Origin of the sequence: Meiothermus cerbereus DSM 11376 (assembly GCF_000620065.1) — a bacterium.
Classification (GTDB): Bacteria; Deinococcota; Deinococci; order Deinococcales; family Thermaceae; genus Meiothermus; species Meiothermus cerbereus.
The window spans coordinates 24,501-48,729 of record NZ_JHVI01000021.1 but is presented as its reverse complement, the minus strand read 5'-3'; the positions used below and the strand labels follow the sequence as shown (position 1 = coordinate 48,729).

Here is a 24,229-nt window from a genome sequence, read left to right as displayed (position 1 = left end):
AATGTGGCTGGTGGCTTTTCCGAATTGGGGTTTCTTATTACACGCACCACCGAGGCCATTATCTACGCCTGCATGTCCCACCTTGTGCTCGCACGTCTCGCTAAGATTGCGTGAGGCACGTTTTCAAACACGCTCTAAACTTAATCAATCGAGCCGCTCGAGCCCGGCAAATTTGACGGCCAGCTTTTTCAGGCCAACTCCAGGAAACATCACCGTAACCTCCCCACCCATCGCGGCCACCACCGTCCCGCTGCCAAACTTGGGGTGTTTGACCTTTTCGCCACCCTTAAACTCGGAAAGCTGGGTTTTGGGCCTGGGCTCAGGGCGGCTGTGCGACAGCACCGGCACCTCGCTATCACCAAAAGCCCCCACCTCCTTGAGCAGTTCCTGGGGAATGTCCTCCAAAAAACGGCTCGGGCGGGTGAATTCGCGCTTACCATAGGTTTCCCGCTCTTCGGCATAAGACAGATAAAGCCGCTCCTGGGCCCTTGTAATGCCCACATAAAACAGGCGCCGCTCTTCTTCCAGGTCTTCCAGGCGGTTCAGGCTGTTGCGGTGGGGCAGCAGGTTTTCTTCCAGGCCCACCAGAAATACCGTGGGAAACTCGAGGCCCTTGGCGTTGTGCAGGGTCATGAGGGTTACGGCTTCCTCCGGGGCATCCCCCTGCGGCTCTTCGGCTTTGGCCGTCAGGGCCACCGAGTCGAGGAAGTCCGAAAGGCTGCCACCCTCCTCTTCTTCCCAGTCCCGCGCGGCCCGCAGCAGTTCCTCCACGTTTTGCAAACGGTCTTCGCCGTCCTGTTCTTGCTTGAGGGCCTCACGGAAACCCGTTTCATCCAGCACTCGCTCGAAAAAAGCAGCTGGGCCGGTCTCGAAAGCTGCTTCCATCAGTTCGTCCAGCAGCCGCACGAACGCCTGCACCTGCTGGGGACGGCTAATCACCTGCTCAGCAAGGCGAAAAGCTTCATAGACCGTGATGCCGGACTTCTGGGCGTGTTCAACCAGCCTAGCCACCGTGGTAGCCCCAATGCCACGGGGCGGGGTGTTCACAATGCGGCGCAGGTTAATCGAGTCGGCCGGGTTGATGGCAACGCGCCCATAGGCCAACAGATCCTTGATTTCCCGGCGCTCAAAAAAACCCACCGCCCCTACCAGCCGTACCGGCACATTGGCCCGCCGCAGGTGCTCTTCCAGCAAGCGCGACTGGGCGTTGGTGCGGTAAAGCACTGCAATGTGCTGGAAGTCCCTCAACCGAACAACTTCTCTGGCTACAAATGCGGCCTCTTCGCGGGCATTGGGGGCACGGTAGAGGCGCACCGGCTCTCCCCCCTCTTTGGTAGGGCGCAGAACCTTTTCCAAGCGCAGTGCATTTTTCTCGATAACCGCATTGGCCACCCGCAGGATGGTGCTGCTCGAGCGGTAGTTTTCCTCCAGGCGAATAACCCTGGCACCAGGGTAGTCTTTGGCAAAGTCGAGGATATTGTTGATGTCAGCACTCCGGAAGCCATAGATGCTCTGGTCGGGGTCGCCCACCACCATCAAGTTGGGCTTATCGCCGGCCAGCAGGCGGGTTAGCTCGTACTGCACCGGGTTGGTGTCCTGGTACTCATCCACGTGAATAAAGCGGGCCCGCTGGCGCACCTTGTGCAAGACTTCGGGGTGCTGCTCAAAAAGCTCGATGGTCAGCAGCAACAGGTCGTTAAAGTCCACCGCCCCCTGCATCCGCAAGCCGCTCTGGTATTTGCGGTAGACCTCGGCAGCCACATCCTTGGGCACTCCCCCAATAAAGTCGGGGGCCTCGCGCAAAAACTCCACCAGGCCATCCCCACGGTTCTTGATGCGGTCAATCATGGCCCGGAATGGGCCGGGCTTGGCCTCGAGCCCAAGCTCCTTCAAAATCTCCTTCAAAAGCGCATTCTGGTCGTCGTCGTCGTAGATGACAAAGCCCGGCTTAAGCCCCACATATTCACCATAGGTACGCAAAATTCGCACCGCCGCCGCGTGAAAGGTAGAAACCCAGAGATCTTTTGCAGGACGCCCCACCATTTTTTCCAGCCGCTCCTTCATCTCGCCGGCGGCTTTGTTGGTAAAGGTTACGGCCAGTATCTCGGCGGGATACACGCGCCGCTCACGCAGCAAATAGGCAATTCGATGCACCACCGTGCGGGTCTTACCAGAACCAGCCCCTGCTACCACCAGGGCCGGGCCTTCAAAGTGCAAAACGGCCTCCTGCTGGGAGGGATTGAGGGAAGAAAGGAGGTCGGACATAAAGCCTTAGAAGTCTATCACCCAACCCATGACAAGGGGTGAGTCATGCGGGTACGCCGTGAACCGGCAAATTCCCCGCGCCCCCTGCCTTTGCCTCCTGTATAGTGTTGGGGTATGGAAAAGGCGAAAGAAGCCGTCAGCAACCCATCTAATACAGGCATCAAGTTTGGCACCGACGGCTGGCGAGCCATTATTGGCGACCAATTCACCTTCGACAATGTGGCGCTGGTGGCCCAGGCCTACGCCCAATACCTGCTCGAGCACCAGGGCAAGCGGGTGGTGGTTGGTTATGACACCCGCTTCCTGGCCAATAGGTTTGCCCAAAGGGCCGCCGAGGTGCTGGCCGCCAACGGACTGCAAGTCTACCTGGCCAGGTCTTACCTCCCCACGCCGGTGCTCTCTTTTGCAGTGAAGCACTTGCAGGCCGATGGGGGGGTAATGATTACCGCAAGCCATAACCCCGCCGAGTACCTGGGGTTCAAGATAAAGGGCAGCTACGGCGGGGCGGCCACACCGGCATTGGTAGCTGAAGTGGAAAAGCACCTTGGTGCTGAACCCAAGAAAGCCAGCGCAACCGTTCATAGCTTCGATGTACGCAAAGACTACTACAACTTCCTTGCGCAGCAGCTGGACATGGAGGCGCTGCGTAACTACAGCGGGGTGATGTATCACGACAGCCTGGGCGGGGCCGGGGCTGGTTGGCTGGCCGGCTTTGTTAAGCATGCGGGACTGAAGCTCGAGCTTCGTGAGCTGCACGCCGTGCCCGACCCCATGTTCTACGGTGTAAATCCCGAACCCATCCCCCAAAACCAGTTCACCGTCATGACCGTGCTCAAAGCCGAGGAAGACCCCACCTTTGCCGCCGTCAACGATGGGGACGCCGACCGCATTGGGGCGGTGCTGGCAGGCGGAATCAACTTCAACAGCCACCAGATTTTTGCGGTGTTGCTCAAACACCTTCACCGCAAAGGGCTATCCGGGCGGGTGGTCAAGACCTTCTCAACCTCCAAAATTATCGACAAGCTCGCGCATAAGCTGGGCCTGGAGCTGCTGGTCACGCCCATCGGTTTCAAGTACATCACCGATGAGATGCTAAAGGGCGGTGTCCTGATTGGGGGAGAAGAATCGGGCGGTATCGGTGTAGCCGGGCATATACCCGAACGCGATGGAATTTTCAACGCCCTGTTGCTCCTGGAAGCGGTGATACATACCGGAAAAAGCCTGGGCCAGCAGTTTGCCGAAATTGAAGCCGAGGTAGGCTTCAAGCACGCCTACGATCGCATCGATTTACACCTGCCCTCGATGGAGCAGCTTAAGCAGGTCATGGAGAAAGTGCAAACCCCGCATCCCATCGCAGCTCAGCAGGTGAGCGGCAGCGAGAATTTGGACGGCATCAAGTGGCTTTTCAACGATACCGGCTGGCTGCTGTTCAGGGCTTCCGGCACCGAACCGGTGCTGCGCATCTACTGCGAGGCCCAAGACGAGAAAACCGTAAAGGCCGTCCTGGCCGAGGCCAGAAAGCTGGTAGGTTTGTAGCCCGCCAGTCCCACTGTTGAGGGTGTTCCCCTGCTGCAGCCCAGTGGGTATGTTGGCGCCGTACCATGTCCCCATCGAGCTTCAGTTTTCTATCACTGCCCGGTTGAAGCCCTATGCAAGGTTGGCGCAGAACTAACTTGGATTTTCTCAGATATTTGTAGGTTAACCTGGGCAGGGAAGTAGGGTGAAGCTATGATTCGGCTGGTGCTGCTGTTGGGTCTGATGGCAACTGGGGGATGGGGGCTGAGCGCCCCTGTGGTCGAGCGCCGTGTTGATGCACAAGGCGGAACCCTGACACTACCTGGTATTCAGGTGTTGATTCCCGCCGGTGCCCTGGTTTCTTCGGTTCGCTTCCGCCTCGAGCGTCTGCAGGCCGTACCCACTTCCCCGCCCCAAAACGAAGTGTTTTTTATTCAGACCCTCTCCGAACGTGAGGTGGTGGGGATTTACCGGCTTTCCTCTGGGGCCACCAGCTTCTTAAAGCCTATCGAGATTGAATTGCAGGTCAACCCACCGTATCGTCCCCATGGCCGGGTGATCAAAAGTGTGATTTACACCTGGGATGGGCGGGGCTATGTGAGCACCCAGGTTCCCAGCACCCGCGAAAGCTTCACCCTGACCCGCCTGGAGCTGGGCCTGGGGGCTGGTGCTGGCGGTTACCCGGCGGGTCTGGTGTTTGCGGTGTTACGCGCCCCCGAGGAAAACCTGCGGCGGGAGTGCCAGAGCCGTGGTGGCCGCTGGACCGGCTCGAGCTGTGAGCGAAGGTAGCCATAACAGGCGCTCGCTCGGTTATAGGCTGTGCTTAGAGCGCTCTTCACAAATATTGCGCTGCTCACAACTTGTTTGCTTTGTCCCGCACAGCACACCTGCCCGCCAAATCGTTGCTGTTTGCGCGGAGCCAGGCGTGCTTCAAGCGCGGAATAGCGCCGGTACGGCTTGACCTTGAGCCGGTGTGCACAATCATAATTGGTCATACCGTTATGCTGGGGGGGGATGTCCCTTTTGGTTGCAGTGGGATTTGGCCTTTATATGCTCAATCTGCTGGTGGGTCTGGCCGCGCATTTTCGCCTGGCCCACTTCGGCATCTGGCACCACGGGCTATACCTGGTGGTGTTTATTGGCACCGCTATAGCCATGATCTTTGCAAGGGAATGGTGGCTTTCGCTTACCATAGGCTGCCTGGCACTGTTTCCTAAGGCTAGGCCACGGACCTGGCTTCACCCCACACTGGGTATGCTAGGGTTGATCGGATACTTGCTGTCGCTAGGGGTTTGAGTTGCGCCAGGGCAGATTGGCAAGACCAGCGGAATGAGTCAATGCATGCCTGGCGCAATTCCTAAAGCAAACTTTCGGTACGACATCTCGCATTTCGCTTATGGAGACACTTGGTATGGAGTTTCTAGAAGTCATTCGTAAACGCAGAACCACCAACGGCCCCTTTCTGGACAAACCTGTTTCCAGAGAGCACCAGCATCTACTCATGGAAGCCGCCAGCCGGGCTCCCAGCCACTTCAACTCGCAGCCCTGGCGTTTTATCCTGATAGAAGACCAAGCCAAGCGGGAAAAAATCGCTGAAATTGGTGGAAGAACCATGGAGCAGCTCATTACGGATGGCAAATTTTTTGAGCGGTACCGCCCCTACTTCCGTTTTAGCGAAAAAGAGATGGAGGAGCGGCGGGACGGCATCCTGATTGACCAGCTGCCCGGGCCGTTGCGCCCTTTTACCCGCCAAATTATGAGCCCCTCGGCCCTGGGGCTTTTGCGGACATTGCGCGTTCCCCAAACCCTGGGCGAGGACAACCGCAAGCTGATAGCGGGTTCGCCATTGCTGCTGGCCGCGCTGTTAGACAAGCAAGAGTACCGCCCTGGCGAACTTTCGGGCTTTTATAGCGTGCTGGGCTTGGGTATGGCCATTGAAAACATCTGGCTCACCACAGTGGAGCTGGGCATGGGCATTCAGTTTGTCTCCACGCCCATGGAAGTACCCGCAGCCTGGGAGGAGCTAAAAGCGCTGCTGGAAGTGCCCACGCACCTGGAGCTTATGGCCATCTACCGGCTGGGCTACCTGCCCGCGCAAAAACCCCGGCCCCGCATAGACTGGAAGTCTGATCACCGCAAGCGCATCTCGCAGTATGTGTTTCGCGATTCCTGCACCACCCCCGAAAGCGACGGATGAGGTTTATGCACCCCAGAATTTTGAGTGTGGCCACGGCCAACCCACCCTATAAGGTGGGCCAGCCCGAGGCGCGTGCGCTGGCACAGGTTTTATTTGAGCGCCTAGAGGGCCTAAAGCGACTGCTGAGCGTCTTTGAAAACACCGGCATCGAGTCGCGCTACCTGGCCGCCCCGCTCGAGTGGTTCGCACAGCCGCATGGCTTCAGTGAAAAAAACCAGCTTTGGTTCGAAAGCGCCCTGGTCCTGAGCGAAAAAGCCAGCCGAGAAGCCCTTGCGCTGGCGGGCCTCGAGCCCCGGCAGATAGGAGCCGTGGTTCTGGTCACCACCACCGGCATCGCCACCCCGAGCCTCGAGGCCTACCTGGCCCAACGCCTGGGTCTGCCCCTTTCGGTGGTGCGCCTGCCCCTGTGGGGGCTGGGCTGTGCAGGCGGTGCGGCGGGGCTGGCCCGGGCCGCCGAGCTGGCCGGGCAAGGTTCTGGCCAGTATGTGCTGCTGGTAGCTGTCGAGCTTTGCAGCCTTACTTTTGTCCGGGGCGACCTGAGCAAAAGCAACCTGGTGGCCACCAGTTTGTTTGCCGATGGGGCCGCCGCAGTGGTACTGGGGCATCCCGCCTCCCTAGACTCCCCCATCGGCCCAGCTATTCTGAGTGGCTTCAGCCGCTTGCTGCCCAACAGCTACGACGTAATGGGCTGGGACGTAAGCCCCGAGGGCCTGCAGGTGCGTTTTGCCCAGAGCATACCCGCCCTGGTACAAGGTGAGCTAGGCAACCTCATCCGGGACGGCCTGGCTGGCCATGGCTTATCGGCAGGGGACATCCAGACCTGGACGCTCCACCCTGGCGGGGTCAAGGTGCTCGAGGCCTACCGAAGCGGCATGGCGGTGGACGAGAAGAGCCTCGAGGCCTCCTTCTGCGTGCTCAAAAAGTTTGGCAATATGTCGAGCCCCACGGTGCTTTTTGTGCTGGCCCGGCAGATGTACCAGCTCGAGCGCCCCCCCGCAGGAAGCAAAGGGGTATTGCTGGCCCTGGGGCCTGGCTTTGCGGCAGAAGGGGTGGTCTTGGAGTGGTAGCCCTCTGGCTGGCACTGGCCTTTGTTGTGGTACAGCGAATTCTAGAGCTGCGGCTGGCCCAGGCCAACCTGCGTTGGGCCCTATCCCAGGGGGCCAGGGAGTACGGACGCGAACATTACCCGGTTTTTTTTCTGCTGCACCTTGGCTGGATGCTTGGATGGCTGCTCGAGGGCCTGGCACGCCAGCAGCTCTCCCCCATCTGGTGGCTCTGGCTGGCCGTGTTCGTGCTGGCTCAGGGTCTGCGCTACTGGGCTATTCAAAGCCTGGGCAGGTACTGGAATACCCGCATCATCATCGTGCCTGGCGCAAAAAAGATCGCCGGTGGGCCCTACCGTTACCTGCGCCACCCCAACTACCTGGCAGTTGCGCTGGAGCTGCTGTCCTTGCCGCTCATTTTCAACGCCTGGATCACCGCCCTGGCAGCCACACTGCTCAACGCTTGGTTGTTGCTGACCGTCCGCATCCCCGCGGAGGAAAAAGCGCTCTCGACCTACGATCAAACCTAGACAGACCCAGAGCCTCAAGGGCTAGCGCTGAGGTAAATCCGCCCGCGGGTCCACACTTTGCGGTACTTCCTGGCTTCTCACCAGGGCGTAAGCGTAGCCATCGGTCAGGGCTTTGAGGGAGGCTTCCAGGTTGTTTTTACTGGCTCCCACGGTGCTCCAGCGCTCCCCCGCGCGGTGCATCTCAATCATGACCCGGACCCCGGAGGCGGTACCGGCTTCCTGGCCCGAGAGGATGCGCACCTTGTAGTCGCAAAGCTCGATTTCGGCAATCTCGGGATAAAACGACTCGATGGCCTTGCGAAAGGCCTTGTCCAGTGCTGAAACCGGCCCGTGTTGGCTTTCGCCTGCGGTGTGCTGTAGGGTTTCGCCCACCCTGACCCGCACCGTGGCCTCGGCCCAGGTGGGGGTCTCGGGGTTGGCATCGTTGACGTGCACAAACACCGTAAAGCCTTCCACGGTGAAGGGCATCTGCCCGCCCCGCAGCTTGTGGGCCAGCAGGTAGAAGCTGGCCTCGGCCCCTTCAAACGAATAGCCGGCGTGCTCGAGCTGCTTGACCTCCTCCAGCAAAGCCCCGGCTATCTCCTTGGGCACATTAACCCCGGACTCAGCCAGCTTGGCCAGCAGGTTGCTTCGGCCCGAAAGGTCGGAAACCAGCACCCTTCGGCTGTTGCCCACCGCCTCGGGCGGCACGTGCTCGTAGGTGCGGGGGTCTTTGAGCACCGCCGAGACATGAATGCCCCCTTTGTGGGCAAAGGCCGCATCCCCCACGTAGGGCGCGCGCAGGTTGGGGGCCAGGTTGGCCCGCTCGTCCACAAAGTGCGAAACTTCGCGCAGCTCGGCCAGTCTTTCGGGGGTGAGTCCCTTGAGCGGTAGGCCGTACTTTAGCATCAGGTTGGGGATGGCGCTGGTCAGGTTCAGGTTGCCGCAGCGCTCACCGTAGCCGTTGATGGTGCCCTGCACGTGAGTGGCCCCGGCCCGCACCGCTGCCAGGGCGTTGGCTACCGCCAGCTCGGCGTCGTTGTGGGGGTGAATGCCGATGGTGAGGCCCGGAAAGGCCTCGCGCACAGCCCTGGTGATCTCGAAGACCTCTTCTGGCAAACTCCCCCCATTGGTATCGCACAGGCACAGGGTATCGGCCCCGCCCCGCGCGGCGGCCTCGAGGGTCGCCATAGCGTAGCCCCGGTTGGCCTTGAAGCCATCAAAAAAGTGCTCGGCATCGTGGATCACCCGCCGACCCTGACCCACCAGGTAGCGGTAGGTCTCCTCAATCATGCGAAGGTTTTCTTCCAAAGAGACCTCGAGCGCCTGGGTCACGTGAAAGTCCCAGCTCTTGGCTACCACCGTGACCACCGGGGTGGCCGCTTCCAGCATGGCCTGCACCGAGGGATCGTCCTCGGGCCGCACCCCCTTACGCCGGGTGGAGCCAAAGGCGCAGAGCTGGCTTTTCCCCAGATCTACCCCCTTCATGCGGGCGAAAAACTCGGCATCCTTGGGGTTGCTGCCCGGCCAGCCCCCCTCGATGAGGGGAATCCCAAAAGCCGCCAGGCGGCGTGCGATGGCGATCTTATCGTCCGACGACAGGTTGACGGCCTCGCCCTGGGTGCCGTCGCGGAGGGTGGTGTCGAGGATTTCGATCATGCTTATTTCCCCAGGCCCGAACGCTGCACCTCTTCCAGCGACCTGGGATGCCGCGCGGCCTGTCCGGCGGCGAGCTTGTTGGCCGCATCCAGATAGGCCCGGGCCGAGGCCTCGATGATGTCGGGTGAGATGCCGTGCCCAGTAGCCATCACCTCACCCAGCTTGAGCCTTACCGTAACCTCACCCAGGGCTTCCGTGCTGCCCGTAACCGACTCCACCCGGTACAGGTCAAGTTCGGGTTTCAGGCCAATCGCTTCAGAAAGAGCTTTGTAGACCGCATCTACCGGGCCATCGCCAATGGCGGTGGTGGTCACCACGCCCTTGGGGGTCTCGAGGCTCACGGTGGCGGTGGGGAGCATCCCGTAGCCGGAGAAGAATTGCAGCTTCTCGAGGTTGAACAGGTGGGGGGTCGAAACCGACTCGCTCTCCACCAGGGCCCGCAGTTCCTCGGTCTCGATGGGCCCCTTGCGCTCGACGATCTCGCGGAAGCGGGCAAAAATGGTGCCAATCTGGGCATCGTCCAGCTTATAACCCAGGTCGGCCAGGGCCTTCTTGACCGCAGCCCGTCCAGAGTGCTTGCCCAGCACCAGCACTGCGGCCTGGCGGCCTACCAGCTCGGCATTCATGATCTCGTAGGTCTCTTTGTTCTTGATGACCCCGTCCTGGTGGATACCCGACTCGTGGGCAAAGGCGTTATCGCCCACAATGGCCTTGTTGGGCTGCACCACCATGCCGGTGTAGCGCTCTACCATCCGGCTCATGCGGTACAGCTCGCGGGTGTTGATGCGGGTATGGGCCTTGTAGTGGTCGCGGCGCACATACAGGGCCATCACCACCTCTTCCAAGGCGGTGTTGCCCGCCCGCTCACCGATGCCGTTGATGGTGCACTCGATCTGGGTCGCCCCGTTCTCCACCGCGGCCAGACTATTGGCCGTGGCCATGCCCAAATCATCGTGGCAGTGGGCCGAGATATGCACATCCCGCCCCCGCACCACTTCTTTGTAGATGCGCCCGATCAGCGCCCCGTACTCCTGCGGGGTGCCGTAGCCGGTGGTATCGGGGATGTTGATGGTGGTAGCCCCTGCGTTGATGGCGGTCTCGTAGAGCTTCATGACGAAGTCGAAGTCGGCCCGCATCACATCCTGGGCGCTAAACTCCACATCGTCGGTGAACTGCCGGGCGTAGCGCACCATCGCATCGGAAATTTCCAAAATCTCCTCTGGGGTCTTGCGCAGCATGTATTCCAGGTGCACCTTGGAGGCGCTGGTAAAGACGTGAATACGCTTCTTTTCGGCTTTCTCGAGGGCCGCTGCGGCCCGTTCGATATCAAGCTTGTGGGTGCGGGCCAGCCCGCAGATGACCGGCCCCTTAACCTCGGCTGCGATGCGCGAGACACACTCGAACTCGCTAGCCCCATTCACCGGAAAGCCTGCCTCGATGATATCTACATTCAGCCGGGCCAGCCCATGGGCAATTTCCAGCTTCTGCTGGAGCGAAAGGGCTACACCGGGGCTTTGCTCGCCGTCCCGCAGGGTGGTATCGAAAATTCGGATGTGCCGCATAAAATCTCCAGTTCTGCTGATTTCGGCTATCAGCTATGACTGCTAGCTACCAACCTCTTCCTTGGAAAACCTGGACTTGAGGAAAGGCATCATGGCCCTGAGCTTGGGGCCTACCTGCTCGATGGGGTGGTCTTTCCAGTAGTTGCGGTTGGCGTTCAGGGTAGGCTGGCCCACCACGTTCTCGAGCATCCACTCGCGGGCAAACTCGCCCTGCTGAATCTGGCGCAGCACCTCGCGCATGCGGGCCTTGGTTTCTTCGCGGTTGATGACCATAGGGCCGCGGGTATAGTCGCCGTACTCCGCCGTGTTGGAGATGCTGTAGCGCATCCCGGCAAAACCCGATTCGTAAATCAGGTCTACAATCAGTTTTACTTCATGCAGACACTCAAAGTAGGCCATCTCGGGGGGATAACCGGCCTCCACCAGGGTCTCGAATCCCGCGGCAATGAGCTGGGTCAGGCCGCCACACAGCACGGTCTGCTCACCAAACAGGTCGGTCTCGGTCTCGTCTTTGAAGGTGGTGGCGATGGTGCCGGCACGGGTGCCGCCGTTGGCCTTGGCGTAGGCCAGCGCGGTGGGGAAGGCTGAGCCGGAGGCGTCCTGATAGACCGCCACCAGCGAGGGCACCCCCGAGCCCTTCTCGTACTCCGAGCGCACCAGGTGGCCGGGGCCTTTGGGGGCCACCATCCAGACGTCCAGGTCACGGCGGGGCTTAATCTGGCCAAAGTGGATGTTGAAACCGTGGGCGAAGGCAATGGCGGCCCCTTCCTTCAGGTTGGGCTCCACCTCGGCCTTGTAGACCGCGCCCTGGGTTTCGTCGGGGAGCAGAATCATCACCACATCCGCCTTGCGCACCGCCTCCCCCACCGGCAGTACCTCGAGCCCCGCTTTACGGGCCTTCTCCCCGTTGCGGCTACCGGGCCGCAGCCCCACCACCACCTTGATGCCGGAGTCGCGCAGGTTGAGGGCGTGGGCATGGCCCTGCGAGCCAAAGCCCAGAATAGCCACCGTCTTGTCCTTGATAAAGCCGAGGTCTGCATCTGAGTCGTAATAAATCTTCATTCTTTTCTCCTCATCGAAGGTCGAAGGACAGCCCTTCAACATCTTCACGAAAAACAAAAGATGGGCATTGGCCCATCCTAGACGGCTTTTTTCTCGCGTACCTTGAGCACCTGCTCGCCGCGGGACATGCCCACCGCGCCGGTACGCATGACCTCGAGCAGTCCATAAGGCCGCATGGCCTCGACAAAGTTGTTTACCTTAGTGGAGTCGCCGGTAAGCTCGAAGATGATGGACTTTTTGGCCACGTCTACAATACGGGCCCTGAAGGCCTCGGCGATATCCTTGACCTCGAGCCGTTCCTCCATCCCGGCAATACCCACCTTGACCAGGGCCAGCTCGCGCTCCACGTGGGGCTCAGCGTGATCCGTTACCTTAATGACCTCAATCAGTCGGTTGAGCTGTTTTTCTACCTGCTCCAGCACCGCATCGTCCCCCGAAACCACCAGCGAGATGCGGGAGAGGCCCGATTGGTGGGTGCGCCCCACCGCCAGCGACTCGATATTGAAGCCCCGCCTTGCAATCAGGCCCGCAATACGTTGCAGGACGCCCGGGTTGTCTTGAACCAGCACCGAAACCAAGTGTCTCATGAGAAATCTCCGATTTCTGCGGATAGCCAAACGCGGAACAGCTACCGGCTATACTGGCCTACTCAATCACCCGCCACTGTCTCCCGCGGGTTCTCGATGATCATGTCTTCCGCCGCCCCACCTGCTGGAATCATGGGGAAGACGCCTTCTTCATGGTAAACCCGGGCTTCCAGCAGCACCGGGCCGGGGTGCGCCAGCACTTCTTTGACGGTATCGTGCAGTTTGGCCTTGTCGGTCAGGGTAATGCCTTTGATGCCATAGGCATCGGCCAGCTTGGCGAAGTCGGGATTGGAGTCGGCCAGGTAGACCTCACTGTAGCGCTTGGCGTGGAAAAGGTCTTGCCACTGGCGCACCATGCCCAAAAAGCCGTTGTTCAGAATTACAATCTTGACATTCAGGTTGTGTTTTTTGAGGGTGGCTAGCTCTTGCAGGGTCATCTGGAAGCTGCCATCGCCATCGAAGTCGATCACCAGCTCGCCCGGTCGGGCCAGGGCCGCCCCGATGGCGAAAGGCAACCCCACCCCCATGGTGCCCAGGCCCCCGGAGTTGATCCAGGAGCGCGGCGCGTCGAACTTGTAGAACTGGGCTGCAAACATCTGGTGCTGCCCTACCCCCGAGGTCACCACGGCCTTGCCCTGGGTAGCCTCCCAGAAGGCCTGGATGACCTCCTGGCTTTGCAGGTGGGGCTTGGGCCTCCAGGCGAAGGGGTGCTTGGTCTTCCAGTCCTCGAGCTGCACCCACCACTTGCTTAGGTTGAGCTTTTTTGCGCCCTTGACCAGCTCTGCCGCCACCCATTTGGCGTCGCCCACCACCGGAACAGTGGTCTTGACCAGCTTGCCAATCTCGGCGGGGTCAATGTCCACGTGGATGATGGTGTGGGCATTGGGGGCAAAGCGCGAAACCTTGCCAGTTACTCGGTCGTCGAAGCGCAACCCAATTGCCAGGATGGTATCGGCATTATGGATGGCGCGGTTGGCCGCTACCGAACCATGCATCCCCGGCATGCCAAGAAACTGCGGGTGGGTTCCGGGGAAGACCCCCAGGCCCATCAGGGTTGGAATCACCGGAAGGCCCGTCTTCTCAGCCAGGGCCATGATTTCCGGGGCCGCATTCAAGGCCCCACCGCCCACCATCAGAATGGGTTTTTCGGCTTTTTGCAGGGCCTCGAGGGCCCGCTCTATCTGGCGGGGATGGCCCTTGTAGGTTGGCTTGTAACCCGGCAAGTCTATCTCCACATCGAAGCTACCGGTAAACTCGGCTTGCTGCACGTCCTTGGGAAAGTCTATCAGCACCGGGCCAGGCCGACCGGTGGAGGCGATGTAAAAGGCCTCGGCAATTACCCGCGGAATATCGTTGACCTTGCGCACCTGAAAGTTGTGTTTGGTCACCGGCTGGGTGATGCCGACCACGTCGGCTTCCTGAAAGGCATCGGTGCCGATGAGGTGCTGGGGCACATTACCCGTGATAGCCACCACCGGGGTGGAATCCATGAGGGCATCCTGCAGCCCCGTGACCAGGTTCAGTGCCCCCGGCCCCGAGGTCGCCATACACACCCCCACCCGACCCGAAGCCCGCGCATAGGCCGTAGCAGCATGCACACCGGCCTGCTCGTGTCGCACCAGGATGTGCCGTATAGGCGAGTCGTAGAGCGCATCGTAGGTGGGCATGATGGTGCCCCCCGGATGCCCAAAAATGGTATCCACTCCCTGCATCTCCAGGGCTTTCAGGATGGCGGCGGCTCCGTTCATAGCTCTCTCCTCAAAAAATCGCCCCCCGGTGCTTCGGGGGGCTTTAGGATGCGCTTATAGGCTCTTCGCTACACCAAATCCCCCGTAGGCCTGGTAATTAGGCCTACTACGACTAGGATTAGGCTGCTGGGCAGAAGCATCTTGTGCAAGAGTTTACGGGTGTTTGGTATACCGTGTCAAGGCTTGGCCTATGTCCCCTCTCTCCGAAGACCGCTCTAGGTAAGGCGCTTTTGCATACGAACAGCCATCTCCAGCACGGCTCTTCTGGCGTGCTCCCGCCCGTTTTCGATAAACACCGTGCGGGTATCGGAGCCATGCCCGGCACTGCCCGCCACAAAAAGGCCCTTGATGCTGGTCTCGTAGGTGTCGGACAGCACCGGCGCATCGCCGCGGTAAGCCACCCTGGCCGCCCTTAGAAGCCCGTCTGCCGCTTTGTAGCCAATGTGAATCAGCACAAAATCGCTGGCGAGGTGGTGTACGGCCTTTTCTTCCGCAACCTGCTGAACCACTACCTCTCGCGGGGTAATCTCCACCACCTGCGCGTTCAGCAAAAGCCGTATGGCGCCCTCTTTGACCCGGTTCTCAAAATCGGGCTTGAGCCAGTACTTGACCCTGGGCCGAATTTCGGCCCCCTTATGGACAACCGTAACCCCAGCCCCCGCACGGTAGAGCTCGAGGGCCGCTTCTATCGCACTGTTGGAGCCCCCCACCACCGTTACCCTCTGGTTCCAGTAGGGCAGGGTTTCGTCTATGCCGTAGCGCACGTGGGGCAGATTTTCCCCGGGTACACCTAAGCGGTTGGGGTTGTCGTAGTAGCCGGTGGCTACCAGCACAAAACGGCTTTCAAGCTCGCCTTCACCATCGCGGTCGCGGTAGCCCACCCTGAAGTGGGCCAGCTCGGGGTAGATGCCGGTTACCTCGGTATAGGTTCGAATATTCAGCGCTTCGTTCTCAGCTACCCGACGGTAGTATTGCAAAGCCTCGCGCCGGGTAGGCTTGGCAAAGAGCGAGGGAAAGGGATGCCCCCCAATCTCGATGTTTTTGGCTTCGCTGAAAAAAACCGTTTCTTTAGGCCAGCGGTACAGGGTGTGAACGATGGTGCCCTTCTCCAGAACCACCGCATTGAGGCCAGCTCGCCTGGCCTCGATTGCAGCCGCCAGCCCCACTGGCCCTGCACCTACAATCACTAGATCCCACATAGGCTAAAGGATACCCAGTTTGGGCAAAGCTGATTGTTGCGCCCGGCCTATGAGTAACAAGTTTGTAACAAAATTTCAGTAGCATGATTTACCTCGAGTCTGAAGGAGTGAGCTATGGGTTCCATCCCTACCTTGCCGGGCATTTTTTCCACAGTGATCGAGACCCCTCGCCTCCGCATGCACCTGCTGCTACGAGGCCCCTCCGATGGGGTACCGGTGCTGCTGCTTCATGGCAACGCCAGCAGCAATACCTTTTGGGAAGAGACCATGCTGGCCCTACCCGCAGGCTACCGCGCCATTGCCCCCGACCTGCGCGGCTACGGCGATACCGAAGACAAGCCGATTGATGCCAGCCGTGGCTGCATGGACTGGGTGGACGACCTGCTGGGCCTGATGGACACCCTGGGCTATGCCCGCTTTCATGTAGCGGGGCACTCGCTGGGGGGAAGCGTGGTCTGGGCCTTGCTGGCTACCGCACCCCATCGCATTTACACCGCTACCGTAATTGCGCCGGGTTCCCCGTTTGGGTTTGGCGGCACCAAGGATCTCCAGGGAACCCCCTGCGCCCCCGACTTTGCTGGCTCGGGTGCTGGCATCGTCAACCCCGAGTTCGCACGGCTTATCGCCGAGGGCTACCGGGGCAGCGAATTCCAGGCCTCCCCCCGCGTCGTTATGAACAGCTTCTACTGGAAGCCGCCCTTTCGTCACCCCCGCGAGGAGGCCCTGCTTTCGGGGGTTCTCTCCGAAAAGATTGGGCCGGATCGGTACCCTGGCGACGCTGTACCTTCGCCCCACTGGCCGGGCGTGGCGCCAGGAAAGTGGGGCCCGGCCAACGCCATCTCGCCCAAGTATGTGGGTGATACAGTTCAAAAGATGCTATCGGCAACAGCCAAACCCCCCATCCTCTGGGTGCGCGGCTCTGACGATCAGATTGTGGGGGATATGAGCCTGTTCAACATGGGCACCCTAGGCAAGCTGGGCGTGGTTCCTGGCTGGCCTGGCGATGACGTACACCCCCCACAGCCAATGGTGGGCCAGACCCGTTATGTGCTCGAGCTGTACGCAGCCAACGGTGGCTGGTTCCACGAAGAGGTAGTCCCGGATACCGGCCACTCCCCCCACATGGAAAAACCCGACATCTTCGACCCGTTGTTTCATGCCCATCTGAAGTCGGTTTAAGTTGCGCCAGGGTAGATTGGCAAAACCCGCGGAATGAGTCTATGCGTACCTGGCCAATTTCAGCCAAACCGCTATAGAAGCCTGCCAGAAACTTTTGCGAGGTGGGCATGTGGATTGCGTATGCTGTTGGAAGCATGCGGCCCCAGGTTAATGAGTATTTTTTGGCCACGGCGACTGACCCCGCCCAGACGGACGCGCTCTGGGCAGAAGGCTGGCGTCATTTTGGAGTGTATTTCTTTCGCTATAGCCGTCTTGGAAACAATCATGTGCTGCCCCTTAGGGTGCGGCTGGCCGACCATACCCCAAGCCGTAGCCAGCGTCGAGCGCGCAACAGGAATCAGGACTTGCAGTTGAAACTACAACCTGCCTTCGTAAACAGTGAGGTTGAGGCCTTGTTCGCCAGGCACAGAACCCGCTTTACCCACAACGTACCCGAGAGCATCTACAGTTTTATCTCGCGTCGTCCGGCCGACATCCCCTGCCGCTGCCACAGCCTGACCCTGTACCACCAGAATCGCCTGGTGGGCATCAGTTATCTGGACGAGGGCGAGCAGGCCACTTCCAGCGTTTACCAGTGTTTCGACCCCGCCTACACAAAGCGCAGTCTGGGCATTCTGATGATTGTTCACTCGATTGAGCTTTCGCGATCCTGGGGAAAGGCCTACTACTACCCTGGCTATGCCTACCAGGAACCCTCCGAGTACGACTACAAGAAACGGCTGGGGGCGCTTGAATACTTCGACTGGCAAGGCAACTGGCTGAAATTTGAGGCAGATCTGCCAGGTAGAGCGCTTTTCACCAATATTGAGCTGCCCACAACTTGATTGCTTTGTCCTGCACAGCAAAGCGGCCTCCCGGATGGGAGACCACGTCTGTACAGAGTGCGATAAGCCAGAGCCCCCCTCATACCGGATTCAAAAAGATAATCTTCAAACAAAAAGCGCTAAGAGGCTATCTTTTTGAATCCTAGAGCACTCCCTTCGGTCGGGTTAGTTCGTCACCGTTCGGTGACGAACTAACCGAATCTGGTATCACACATCGTTTTCCAGATTGGGGCTTAAAATGAAGGCATTCGCTGGAGGCATGAAGTGGCACTCAAGCCAGTCAAGAAAGGGTGGAGCCCCGAAACTTGGGTCAGCCTGCGGCCTTTTGGGCTGGGGATGCAGAAACCCAACAATTTCCTCGAGGTCTTCCGGGCGGTTTTTGAGAACGCCGATAACCTCGAGTACGCCTGGCGTATCCTGCGCGATGGGGTCTGCGATGGCTGCGCCCTGGGCACCAGTGGGCTAAAAGACTGGACCATCGAGGGTATCCATCTCTGCAACATCCGCCTGCGGCTGCTGCGGCTCAACACCATGGGGCCGCTCGAGGCCTCCAGTCTGAAGGATGTAGCGCAGCTTCGTGCAAAAAGCTCTGCTGAACTGCGGGCGCTGGGCCGCCTCCCCTACCCCATGCGCCGCCGTCGGGGGGAGGCGGGGTTCACCCGGATTAGCTGGGACGAGGCCCTCGACCGCATCGCCTGGAAGCTTTGTAAAACATCTCCCGAAAAGATGGGTTTCTACCTGACCAGCCGCGGCACCCCCAACGAAACCTACTACGTGGCCCAGAAAGCGGTGCGAGCGCTGGGCAGCAACAACATCGACAACGCCGCGCGCATCTGCCATAGCCCCAGCACGGTTGCACTTAAAGCTGCCCTGGGCGTGGCCGCTACCACAATCAGCTACCGCGACCTGATTGGCACCGACCTGGTGGTGTTTTTTGGCTCGAATCCGGCGGTTAACCAGCCGGTCATGATGAAGTACCTCTACTACGCCAAAAAAGCCGGAACCCAGGTGGTTTGTGTAAACCCCTACCAGGAACCGGCCATGCAGCACTACTGGATTCCCTCCGACCCAGAGAGTGCGCTTTTTGGCAGCAAAATTACCGACCGCTTCTTTCTGGTTCAGCCGGGGGGCGACAGTGCTTTTATTGCCGGAGTGCTCAAACATCTGATTGAACAGGGCTGGCTGCACCACAGCTTCATTGCCGAGCACACCGAAGGTTTTGAGCAGGTCAGAGCCCAGGTGGTTGGAACCTCGTGGGAGAGGCTCGAGCAGCTTTCCGGGCTGAGCAAAGCCGAGATGCTCGAGTTTGCTCTGCTGCTTTACAAGGCCGAGAAAGCAGTGCTGGTCTGGAGCATGGGCATTACCCAGCATCGCTCGGGCGAGGACACCGTGCAGAACATCATCAACCTGGGCCTGGCGCGGGGCTACCTGGGGCGCGAGGGCTGTGGCCTGATGCCCATCCGCGGCCACTCGGGCGTACAGGGCGGGGCCGAGATGGGAGCCTATGCCTCGGTGTTTCCCGGCGGCCTGCCCATCAACGCCGAAAATGCAGCTGCGTTGGAGAAGCTGTGGGGTTTTCCGGTACCAAGCCAGCCGGGCCTGACGGTCACGGAAATGCTCGAGGGGGGCCTCGAGGTCTTGTGGAGCGTGGGGGGCAATTTCCTCGAAACCCTGCCCAGCCCGGCCCTGGCCGAAGCCCACCTGGCCCAGGTGCCACTGCGTATTCACCAGGACATTGTGCTGTCTTCGCAGATGCTGGTAGAGCCTGCCGAAGAGGTTATTCTGCTGCCTGCCACCACCCGCTACGAAATACCAGGCGGGTGTACCGAGACCAGCACCGAGCGTCGGGTTATCTTTAGCCCCGAAATCCCCGGCCCTCGCATTGCCGAAGCCCGCTGGGAAGGGCAGGCCTTCCAGGATGTGGTCGCCCGGATGTGCAGTCCCGAGCTGGCCGAAAAGGTGCGCTTTGCGGATACCGCCGCCGTGCGGGCCGAGATTGCCCGGGTGGTTCCACTTTACGACGGCATCCAGCACCTGCGAAACAAAGGCGACAGCTTCCAGTACGGGGGGCCGCAGCTGTGCCCTGGGGGGATCTGCCCTACCCCCAGCGGGCGGGCACGGTTCCTGCCCGTGGTGCTGCCCGAAAGCAGCCTTCCCGCAGGGGCTTACCGCCTGGTTACCCGGCGCGGCAAGCAGTTCAATAGCATGGTGCATGAGCACACCGATCCCATCAACGGCGCTCCCCGCGATGCGGTCTTGATGAACCCCAGCGACCTGCAAAAGCTGGGCCTGCAACCGGGTCAGCAGGTCTGGCTACAAAACCCCTCTGGCACCCTGGCGGGCCGGGTCTTTGCGGCCGAGCTTCGGCCCGGCAGCATCCAGGTACACTGGCCTGAGGGCAATGTGCTGGTAGACCCCACGCTGCGCTCGAGCCAGGCCAAAATTCCCGCTTACAAAGAGGTGTATGTTTATATCCACACCCAACCACCGTCCCAAAGCCCGCATCCGAACCCAGCTATTGCGGATTGAATACGGGCGGGCTTTGGTTAAGTCCGACCTGCTCGCCAGCGAAGAACCGTTGGAGATACGCTTGCTTGCAAGCTCAGGTCAGGTGAGCAAAAAGGTGTCTGAGGGAGCTAAAACCCTGGCTGTAACCATGCGTACCCCCGGCCACGACTTTGAGCTGGCCGCGGGGTTTTTGCTGGCCGAAGGGGTAATTGCAGGGCGGGAAGACATCGCGCGCATTGCCTACTGCACCGACCCCGGCGAGCCCCAGCAGTACAACATCGTGAACGTGGAGTTGAAGGCAGCCAGGCTACCCGACCTGGCCCCACTGGAGCGCCATTTTTACACCACATCGGCCTGTGGGGTCTGCGGGAAGGCCGGGCTGGAGAACCTCCAGCGGCGGTATGCCCCGCTGGAAGCAGGCTGGACGGTCTCGAGCGAAGTCATCGCCAAACTGCCCTCACAGCTCCGGGCCCACCAGCCCCTCTTTGCCCAAACCGGGGGCCTGCACGCAGCCGCCCTGTTCGACCGATACGGCAACCTCCTGGCCCTGCGCGAAGACGTGGGCCGCCACAATGCCCTGGATAAGCTTCTGGGCTGGGCCTTGCTGGAATACCAGCTCCCCCTTTGTGAACACATGGTGCTGGTAAGCGGACGAGCCAGCTACGAGCTGGTGCAAAAAGCCCTTGCTGCCAGCATTCCCCTGCTGTGCGCTATTTCCGCCCCCAGCAGCCTGGCGGTGGAGCTGGCCAGGGAATTTAACCTAACCCTGATTGGTTTTCTGCGAGACAGCTTCAATGTGTATAGCGGTGCAGAGCGGCTCGATATCGGCCCCAGCTCCTAACCCTGACCCCATGCTGGGGGTCGTGTCCGGGTTTGTGGCACAATCTAGGGTATGAAAGCCTACCTGGGCATCTACACCGCGCGCCTGGAAATGCCCTGGGTGAAAAGCCTCAAGGAAAAGCGGGCGCTAATCAAGCCCACCATCGAGCGCCTGCGTTCGCGCTTTCCCGTTTCGGCAGCGCGGCTGGCCGGGCAGGACGACCACGGCTGGGAAGTGGTGGGTTTTAGCCTAATCGGCTACGACGGGGTCTGGGTCGAAACGGTACTGCGCCAAGCCGCCGACTTTATTGCGGCCCAGGCCGAATACACGGTAACCGATGTGAGCTGGAGCATCGAGGAGGTAAACCTCGAGGATCTAGTTCCCACCTGGGCTCACTAACGCGGTCTTCAGAGAGAGGCACGAAGCCGATTAAAACAGGTGCCGTCCAAGGCCTATTTTTTGCCGCTGGGAACCTCGAAAACATGCGTATATACCAGGTTAGCCAGGTTGCTGAGCTTGTCAACGCAGTGCGCATCCCTCCCAAGGAGCGGTGCCGCCCTCCGCTATGCAGATAACTTCGGTCGGGTTAGTTCGCCACCGAAGGGTGACGAGCTAACCCAGTCTGGGATAACTGGCCTAGCCGATGGCTTCCAGCGCCATTGCAGTAGAGCCACCGGTTCCGTGGCAGATCGCAGCCAGACCCCGCTCCTTGCCGCGGATGTGCAGGGCATGAATCAGGGTGGTCAGGATGCGGGCACCGGAGGCCCCAATGGGATGACCCAGCGCAATGGCCCCTCCGTGCACATTCAGGCGATCCATGGGCACGCCCAACAGGCGGTTGAACAACAGATTGTTGAGGGCAAAGGCCTCGTTATTTTCAAATAGCTGGAAGTCGCCCACGCCAAGACGGAGCTTTTCTAGAAGCTTCTTCACCGCAGGAACCGGCGCCTCGGGGAAACGCCAGGGCTCACCCGCGGCCCAGCTGTTGCCCAGAATGCGCGCAATAGGTTTCAAGCCGTACTTTTGCACTGCTTCGGGGCTGGCCAAAATCAGCGCCGAGGCCCCGTCGGATATCTGCGAGGCATTGCCTGCGGTCAGCACCCCGTCTTTCTTGAAGGCCGGGCGCAAGGCTGCCAGCGATTCGAGGGTGGTATCGGGCCTTACGCCTTCGTCTTTTTCAATCTTATCGAGCCCCTTGCGGGTCCTGAGCTCGAGGGGCACAATCTCCCTGCTAAAGTAGCAGGCTTCCTGGGCCCTGGCAGCCCGCTGATGCGACTCGCAGGCCACCTCGTCGAGCTCGGCCCGGGTAACGCCGAATTCGGCGGCCAGGCGTTCGGTTTGGTCGCCCATGGCCTCCCCGGTGAAGGGGTCGGATAGCCCGTCCCGCTGCAAAATATCTTGCAGCTGCTCGGGCGCACCCGCCAGGTACTTGTAGCCCCAGCGGGCCCGGCTCGAGAGGTAAAACCCAGTCTGGGTCATGGATTCCATGCCACCAGCCAGCACCACCTCTGCATCGCCATTTTTGATGGCCAGCGCCCCGTTGGCCACAGCCTGCATGCCCGAAGCGCACACCATATCCACCGCGTAGCCGTCGACGGTGTTGGGGATGCCCGCCTTGAAAGCAGCCTGCCGCGGCGGCAGCTGGCCGTGCCCGGCCCGCAACACCTGCCCAAACACAAACAGGTCTAGGTCGGCTCCGTTCAAGCCTGCTTGCTCGAGGGCCGCTTTCATCACATGCGCCCCCAGGTCAACCGGCGAAAAATCCTTAAGCGCACCACCAAACCGCCCAATCGGGGTGCGCACGGCCGAGACAACCAACACCTCACGCATAACTGCCTCCTGACGATATATTACGTCATTTTGGCCCAGCAACGTAAAACCGTAGGATGTTTGTGGGTTTGGCGGGTAAGGGGAAATCGACCGTTTATAGCACCTGAACATCAAACACCCAGCACCCAGACATACCTCCGGCTGGGTGCTGGGGCCAGCAAATCTGCCCGGTACTTAGTGATCCTTGTTGGGCAGGCCCTTATCCTTTACAAAAAAGACAAACATGATAACCAGCAGCAAAATAACCACAGCCGAACCAATGGTGATGATCTCGTCCATAGCCTTCTAACCTCCTTTTGTTGCGGATTCAAACAGATAATCGGCTCAGGGCTATCTTTTGAATCCTGGAGCACACCCCTGATAGCGTTCGGGAACAAGTATCTCCCGCCGATCGGGGTGGTTCGCCAGCCTTGGTGACGAACTACCCAACAAAAGTTTAGCACCATTGCCATATTCAGGGGGGTTCGCAGTACCTTTGTAATCACACATTTTCTGATTTGATTCGCTCGTTTTGCTGGGAGTTGCCCTTGCATCCGGTCGGCTTTGACCTGCCCAAACAGAAACCTTCAGGTGGGGTTCATATGACAAATCTCACCCTGCCTTTATAGACTGTTGGGGTGACGCTGCGCAGGGTTCCGGTTTTTGCTTATGACTGGGTACTGATAGGCTTGGTATTGCTTATTAGCTTTATTGGGCTGGTTACACTTTACAGTGCGGCGCCAAGCCATAGTGTCTGGTTACAGCAGCTGGTAGCCCTTCCGATTGCCCTGGCGGTGGGCCTGTTGATACAGGTGTTTACGCGCCGACAGGTACTCTCCTGGGGCTTTCCGCTCTACCTGGCTTCACTGGCCATGCTGGTGCTGGTCTTGCTGATAGGCCGCGAGATAAACGGCGCCAAGGCCTGGTTCGACCTGGGCCCGGTTAGTTTTCAGCCGCTCGAGCTCGCCAAAATTGGCCTCATCCTGGTGCTGGCTCGAGTGCTGGCGGCAAGACCGCTGGAAGGCCCGCTGGACTATGTTTTGCCGGCTTTGCTGGCAGCCCCCGTGCTGGGGTTGGTTTTCATCCAGCCAGACCTGGGGGGCACCCTGGTGCTTATCGCGGGGTTTCTGGGCATGTTGTTTGTGCGGGGTATGCCCACCAGACACATCATTTTTGGGCTGGTTGCGGTTGCGGTACTGCTGCCAACAGTAATTTGGCCCAACCTGAACCAGTACCAGCGCGAACGGGTTGAAATTTTGTTCGATCTCTCCAAAGACCCCAAGGGCAAGGGCTTTCAACAGATTCAATCCACCATTGCCATTGGCTCTGGGGGCCTGATGGGCAAGGGTTTTGGAGCCGGCACCCAGACCCAGCTGGGGTTCGTACCAGAGCGCCAGACCGACTTCATCTACGCTGTGCTGGCCGAAGAGTGGGGCTTTGTCGGTGCAACCACGCTGATGGCACTTTATGCCTTGCTTTTTTTTCGCCTGGGCCGCATGGCCTTAGAGTGCGTACGCCTGGAGGATCGCCTGATCATCATGGGGGTGCTCTCGATGCTGGCTTTTCAGGTTGCGGTTAATATTGCGGTTACGCTGGGCCTGGCCCCGGTAACCGGCCTCACCCTGCCTTTGGTCTCTAAAGGTGGCAGCAGCCTGATTATGGTCTACTTAGGCCTGGGGCTGGCTTTGCTGATCCACCGCGACCGGTACAGCGAGGTATAAGGGTGGTTTTCATACTTCTGTT

20 protein-coding genes are annotated in these 24,229 nt (G+C 59.9%); 12 read left to right on the top strand and 8 right to left on the bottom strand.

Annotated elements, in window-relative coordinates:
- Window positions 1–144: 144 nt before the first annotated feature.
- On the bottom strand, window positions 145–2,265 hold the full coding sequence (locus Q355_RS0108880; RefSeq protein WP_027877481.1) for an ATP-dependent helicase: 2,121 nt from the start codon (window positions 2,263–2,265) through the stop codon (window positions 145–147).
- 114 nt (window positions 2,266–2,379) lie between these two features.
- Here Q355_RS0108880 and Q355_RS0108875 point away from each other — a divergent pair, with 114 nt between their 5' ends.
- The 6 genes from Q355_RS0108875 to Q355_RS0108850 all read left to right on the top strand — a co-directional run bounded on the left by Q355_RS0108875 (window position 2,380) and on the right by Q355_RS0108850 (window position 7,550).
- On the top strand, window positions 2,380–3,801 hold the full coding sequence (locus Q355_RS0108875; RefSeq protein ID WP_036259103.1) for a phosphoglucomutase/phosphomannomutase family protein: 1,422 nt from the start codon (window positions 2,380–2,382) through the stop codon (window positions 3,799–3,801).
- Window positions 3,802–3,993: 192 nt separating this feature from the next.
- Window positions 3,994–4,569 (top strand): hypothetical protein, encoded by a 576-nt coding sequence (locus tag Q355_RS0108870; RefSeq protein WP_245597541.1) that lies wholly within the window; start codon window positions 3,994–3,996, stop codon window positions 4,567–4,569.
- Window positions 4,570–4,794: 225 nt separating this feature from the next.
- On the top strand, window positions 4,795–5,076 hold the full coding sequence (locus Q355_RS0108865; RefSeq protein ID WP_027877478.1) for a hypothetical protein: 282 nt from the start codon (window positions 4,795–4,797) through the stop codon (window positions 5,074–5,076).
- 115 nt (window positions 5,077–5,191) lie between these two features.
- A complete protein-coding gene (locus tag Q355_RS0108860; protein ID WP_027877477.1) occupies window positions 5,192–5,977 on the top strand; it encodes a nitroreductase family protein in 786 nt (261 codons plus the stop codon).
- Between the two features lie 5 nt (window positions 5,978–5,982).
- Window positions 5,983–7,044 carry a type III polyketide synthase gene (locus Q355_RS0108855; protein WP_036259117.1) on the top strand — a complete coding sequence of 354 codons (1,062 nt, stop codon included), beginning with the start codon at window positions 5,983–5,985 and terminating at the stop codon, window positions 7,042–7,044.
- A complete protein-coding gene (locus Q355_RS0108850) occupies window positions 7,038–7,550 on the top strand; it encodes an isoprenylcysteine carboxyl methyltransferase family protein (RefSeq protein ID WP_027877475.1) in 513 nt (170 codons plus the stop codon). The genes Q355_RS0108855 and Q355_RS0108850 overlap by 7 nt, the downstream gene beginning before the upstream one ends.
- Before the next feature lie 21 nt (window positions 7,551–7,571).
- Here Q355_RS0108850 and cimA read toward each other — a convergent pair whose 3' ends face one another.
- The 6 genes from cimA to Q355_RS0108820 form a co-directional block, all read right to left on the bottom strand.
- Window positions 7,572–9,188, bottom strand: a complete 1,617-nt coding sequence (cimA, locus tag Q355_RS15640; RefSeq protein WP_036259101.1) for a citramalate synthase — start codon at window positions 9,186–9,188, stop codon at window positions 7,572–7,574.
- 2 nt (window positions 9,189–9,190) lie between these two features.
- A complete protein-coding gene (locus Q355_RS0108840) occupies window positions 9,191–10,750 on the bottom strand; it encodes a 2-isopropylmalate synthase (protein ID WP_027877474.1) in 1,560 nt (519 codons plus the stop codon).
- Window positions 10,751–10,792: 42 nt separating this feature from the next.
- Entirely contained in the window at window positions 10,793–11,812 is a 1,020-nt protein-coding gene (gene ilvC / locus Q355_RS0108835) for a ketol-acid reductoisomerase (protein WP_027877473.1), read from the bottom strand.
- A 77-nt stretch (window positions 11,813–11,889) separates the two neighbouring features.
- Entirely contained in the window at window positions 11,890–12,399 is a 510-nt protein-coding gene (gene ilvN, locus Q355_RS0108830; protein ID WP_027877472.1) for an acetolactate synthase small subunit, read from the bottom strand.
- A 62-nt stretch (window positions 12,400–12,461) separates the two neighbouring features.
- On the bottom strand, window positions 12,462–14,147 hold the full coding sequence (gene ilvB / locus Q355_RS0108825) for a biosynthetic-type acetolactate synthase large subunit (protein ID WP_027877471.1): 1,686 nt from the start codon (window positions 14,145–14,147) through the stop codon (window positions 12,462–12,464).
- Window positions 14,148–14,362: 215 nt separating this feature from the next.
- Window positions 14,363–15,346: a YpdA family putative bacillithiol disulfide reductase gene (locus tag Q355_RS0108820; RefSeq protein WP_027877470.1), complete on the bottom strand. Its 984-nt coding sequence runs from the start codon at window positions 15,344–15,346 to the stop codon at window positions 14,363–14,365.
- 114 nt (window positions 15,347–15,460) lie between these two features.
- Between Q355_RS0108820 and Q355_RS0108815 the strand changes: the two genes are divergently transcribed.
- The 5 genes from Q355_RS0108815 to Q355_RS0108795 all read left to right on the top strand — a co-directional run bounded on the left by Q355_RS0108815 (window position 15,461) and on the right by Q355_RS0108795 (window position 21,076).
- On the top strand, window positions 15,461–16,525 hold the full coding sequence (locus Q355_RS0108815; protein ID WP_027877469.1) for an alpha/beta hydrolase: 1,065 nt from the start codon (window positions 15,461–15,463) through the stop codon (window positions 16,523–16,525).
- 350 nt (window positions 16,526–16,875) lie between these two features.
- Window positions 16,876–17,349, top strand: coding sequence for a hypothetical protein (locus Q355_RS15635; protein ID WP_245597540.1), 474 nt, complete (start codon window positions 16,876–16,878; stop codon window positions 17,347–17,349).
- 264 nt (window positions 17,350–17,613) lie between these two features.
- A complete protein-coding gene (locus Q355_RS0108805; RefSeq protein WP_027877468.1) occupies window positions 17,614–19,878 on the top strand; it encodes an FdhF/YdeP family oxidoreductase in 2,265 nt (754 codons plus the stop codon).
- Window positions 19,814–20,698, top strand: coding sequence for a formate dehydrogenase accessory sulfurtransferase FdhD (fdhD, locus tag Q355_RS0108800; RefSeq protein WP_027877467.1), 885 nt, complete (start codon window positions 19,814–19,816; stop codon window positions 20,696–20,698). Before Q355_RS0108805 ends, fdhD begins: the two co-directional genes overlap by 65 nt.
- A 51-nt stretch (window positions 20,699–20,749) precedes the next feature.
- On the top strand, window positions 20,750–21,076 hold the full coding sequence (locus tag Q355_RS0108795) for a DUF503 domain-containing protein (RefSeq protein WP_027877466.1): 327 nt from the start codon (window positions 20,750–20,752) through the stop codon (window positions 21,074–21,076).
- Window positions 21,077–21,313: 237 nt separating this feature from the next.
- On the opposite strand, the gene Q355_RS0108790 is transcribed toward Q355_RS0108795, so the two are convergent.
- Window positions 21,314–22,507, bottom strand: coding sequence for a thiolase family protein (locus Q355_RS0108790; RefSeq protein ID WP_027877465.1), 1,194 nt, complete (start codon window positions 22,505–22,507; stop codon window positions 21,314–21,316).
- Window positions 22,508–23,124: 617 nt separating this feature from the next.
- Between Q355_RS0108790 and rodA the strand changes: the two genes are divergently transcribed.
- A complete protein-coding gene (gene rodA, locus Q355_RS0108780; protein ID WP_027877464.1) occupies window positions 23,125–24,207 on the top strand; it encodes a rod shape-determining protein RodA in 1,083 nt (360 codons plus the stop codon).
- The last annotated feature ends 22 nt before the right edge of the window (window positions 24,208–24,229 follow it).

Excerpts from the sequence above, each read along its gene's own strand:
- Q355_RS0108880 (WP_027877481.1), bottom strand. The coding sequence starts at position 2,265 with ATGTCCGACCTCCTTTCTTCCCTCAATCCCTCCCAGCAGGAGGCCGTT.
- Q355_RS0108875 (WP_036259103.1), top strand. The coding sequence starts at position 2,380 with ATGGAAAAGGCGAAAGAAGCCGTCAGCAACCCATCTAATACAGGCATC.
- Q355_RS0108870 (WP_245597541.1), top strand. The coding sequence starts at position 3,994 with ATGATTCGGCTGGTGCTGCTGTTGGGTCTGATGGCAACTGGGGGATGG.
- Q355_RS0108865 (WP_027877478.1), top strand. The coding sequence starts at position 4,795 with ATGTCCCTTTTGGTTGCAGTGGGATTTGGCCTTTATATGCTCAATCTG.
- Q355_RS0108860 (WP_027877477.1), top strand. The coding sequence starts at position 5,192 with ATGGAGTTTCTAGAAGTCATTCGTAAACGCAGAACCACCAACGGCCCC.
- Q355_RS0108855 (WP_036259117.1), top strand. The coding sequence starts at position 5,983 with ATGCACCCCAGAATTTTGAGTGTGGCCACGGCCAACCCACCCTATAAG.
- cimA (WP_036259101.1), bottom strand. The coding sequence starts at position 9,188 with ATGATCGAAATCCTCGACACCACCCTCCGCGACGGCACCCAGGGCGAG.
- Q355_RS0108840 (WP_027877474.1), bottom strand. The coding sequence starts at position 10,750 with ATGCGGCACATCCGAATTTTCGATACCACCCTGCGGGACGGCGAGCAA.
- ilvC (WP_027877473.1), bottom strand. The coding sequence starts at position 11,812 with ATGAAGATTTATTACGACTCAGATGCAGACCTCGGCTTTATCAAGGAC.
- ilvN (WP_027877472.1), bottom strand. The coding sequence starts at position 12,399 with ATGAGACACTTGGTTTCGGTGCTGGTTCAAGACAACCCGGGCGTCCTG.
- ilvB (WP_027877471.1), bottom strand. The coding sequence starts at position 14,147 with ATGAACGGAGCCGCCGCCATCCTGAAAGCCCTGGAGATGCAGGGAGTG.
- Q355_RS0108820 (WP_027877470.1), bottom strand. The coding sequence starts at position 15,346 with ATGTGGGATCTAGTGATTGTAGGTGCAGGGCCAGTGGGGCTGGCGGCT.
- Q355_RS0108815 (WP_027877469.1), top strand. The coding sequence starts at position 15,461 with ATGGGTTCCATCCCTACCTTGCCGGGCATTTTTTCCACAGTGATCGAG.
- fdhD (WP_027877467.1), top strand. The coding sequence starts at position 19,814 with ATGTTTATATCCACACCCAACCACCGTCCCAAAGCCCGCATCCGAACC.
- Q355_RS0108795 (WP_027877466.1), top strand. The coding sequence starts at position 20,750 with ATGAAAGCCTACCTGGGCATCTACACCGCGCGCCTGGAAATGCCCTGG.
- Q355_RS0108790 (WP_027877465.1), bottom strand. The coding sequence starts at position 22,507 with ATGCGTGAGGTGTTGGTTGTCTCGGCCGTGCGCACCCCGATTGGGCGG.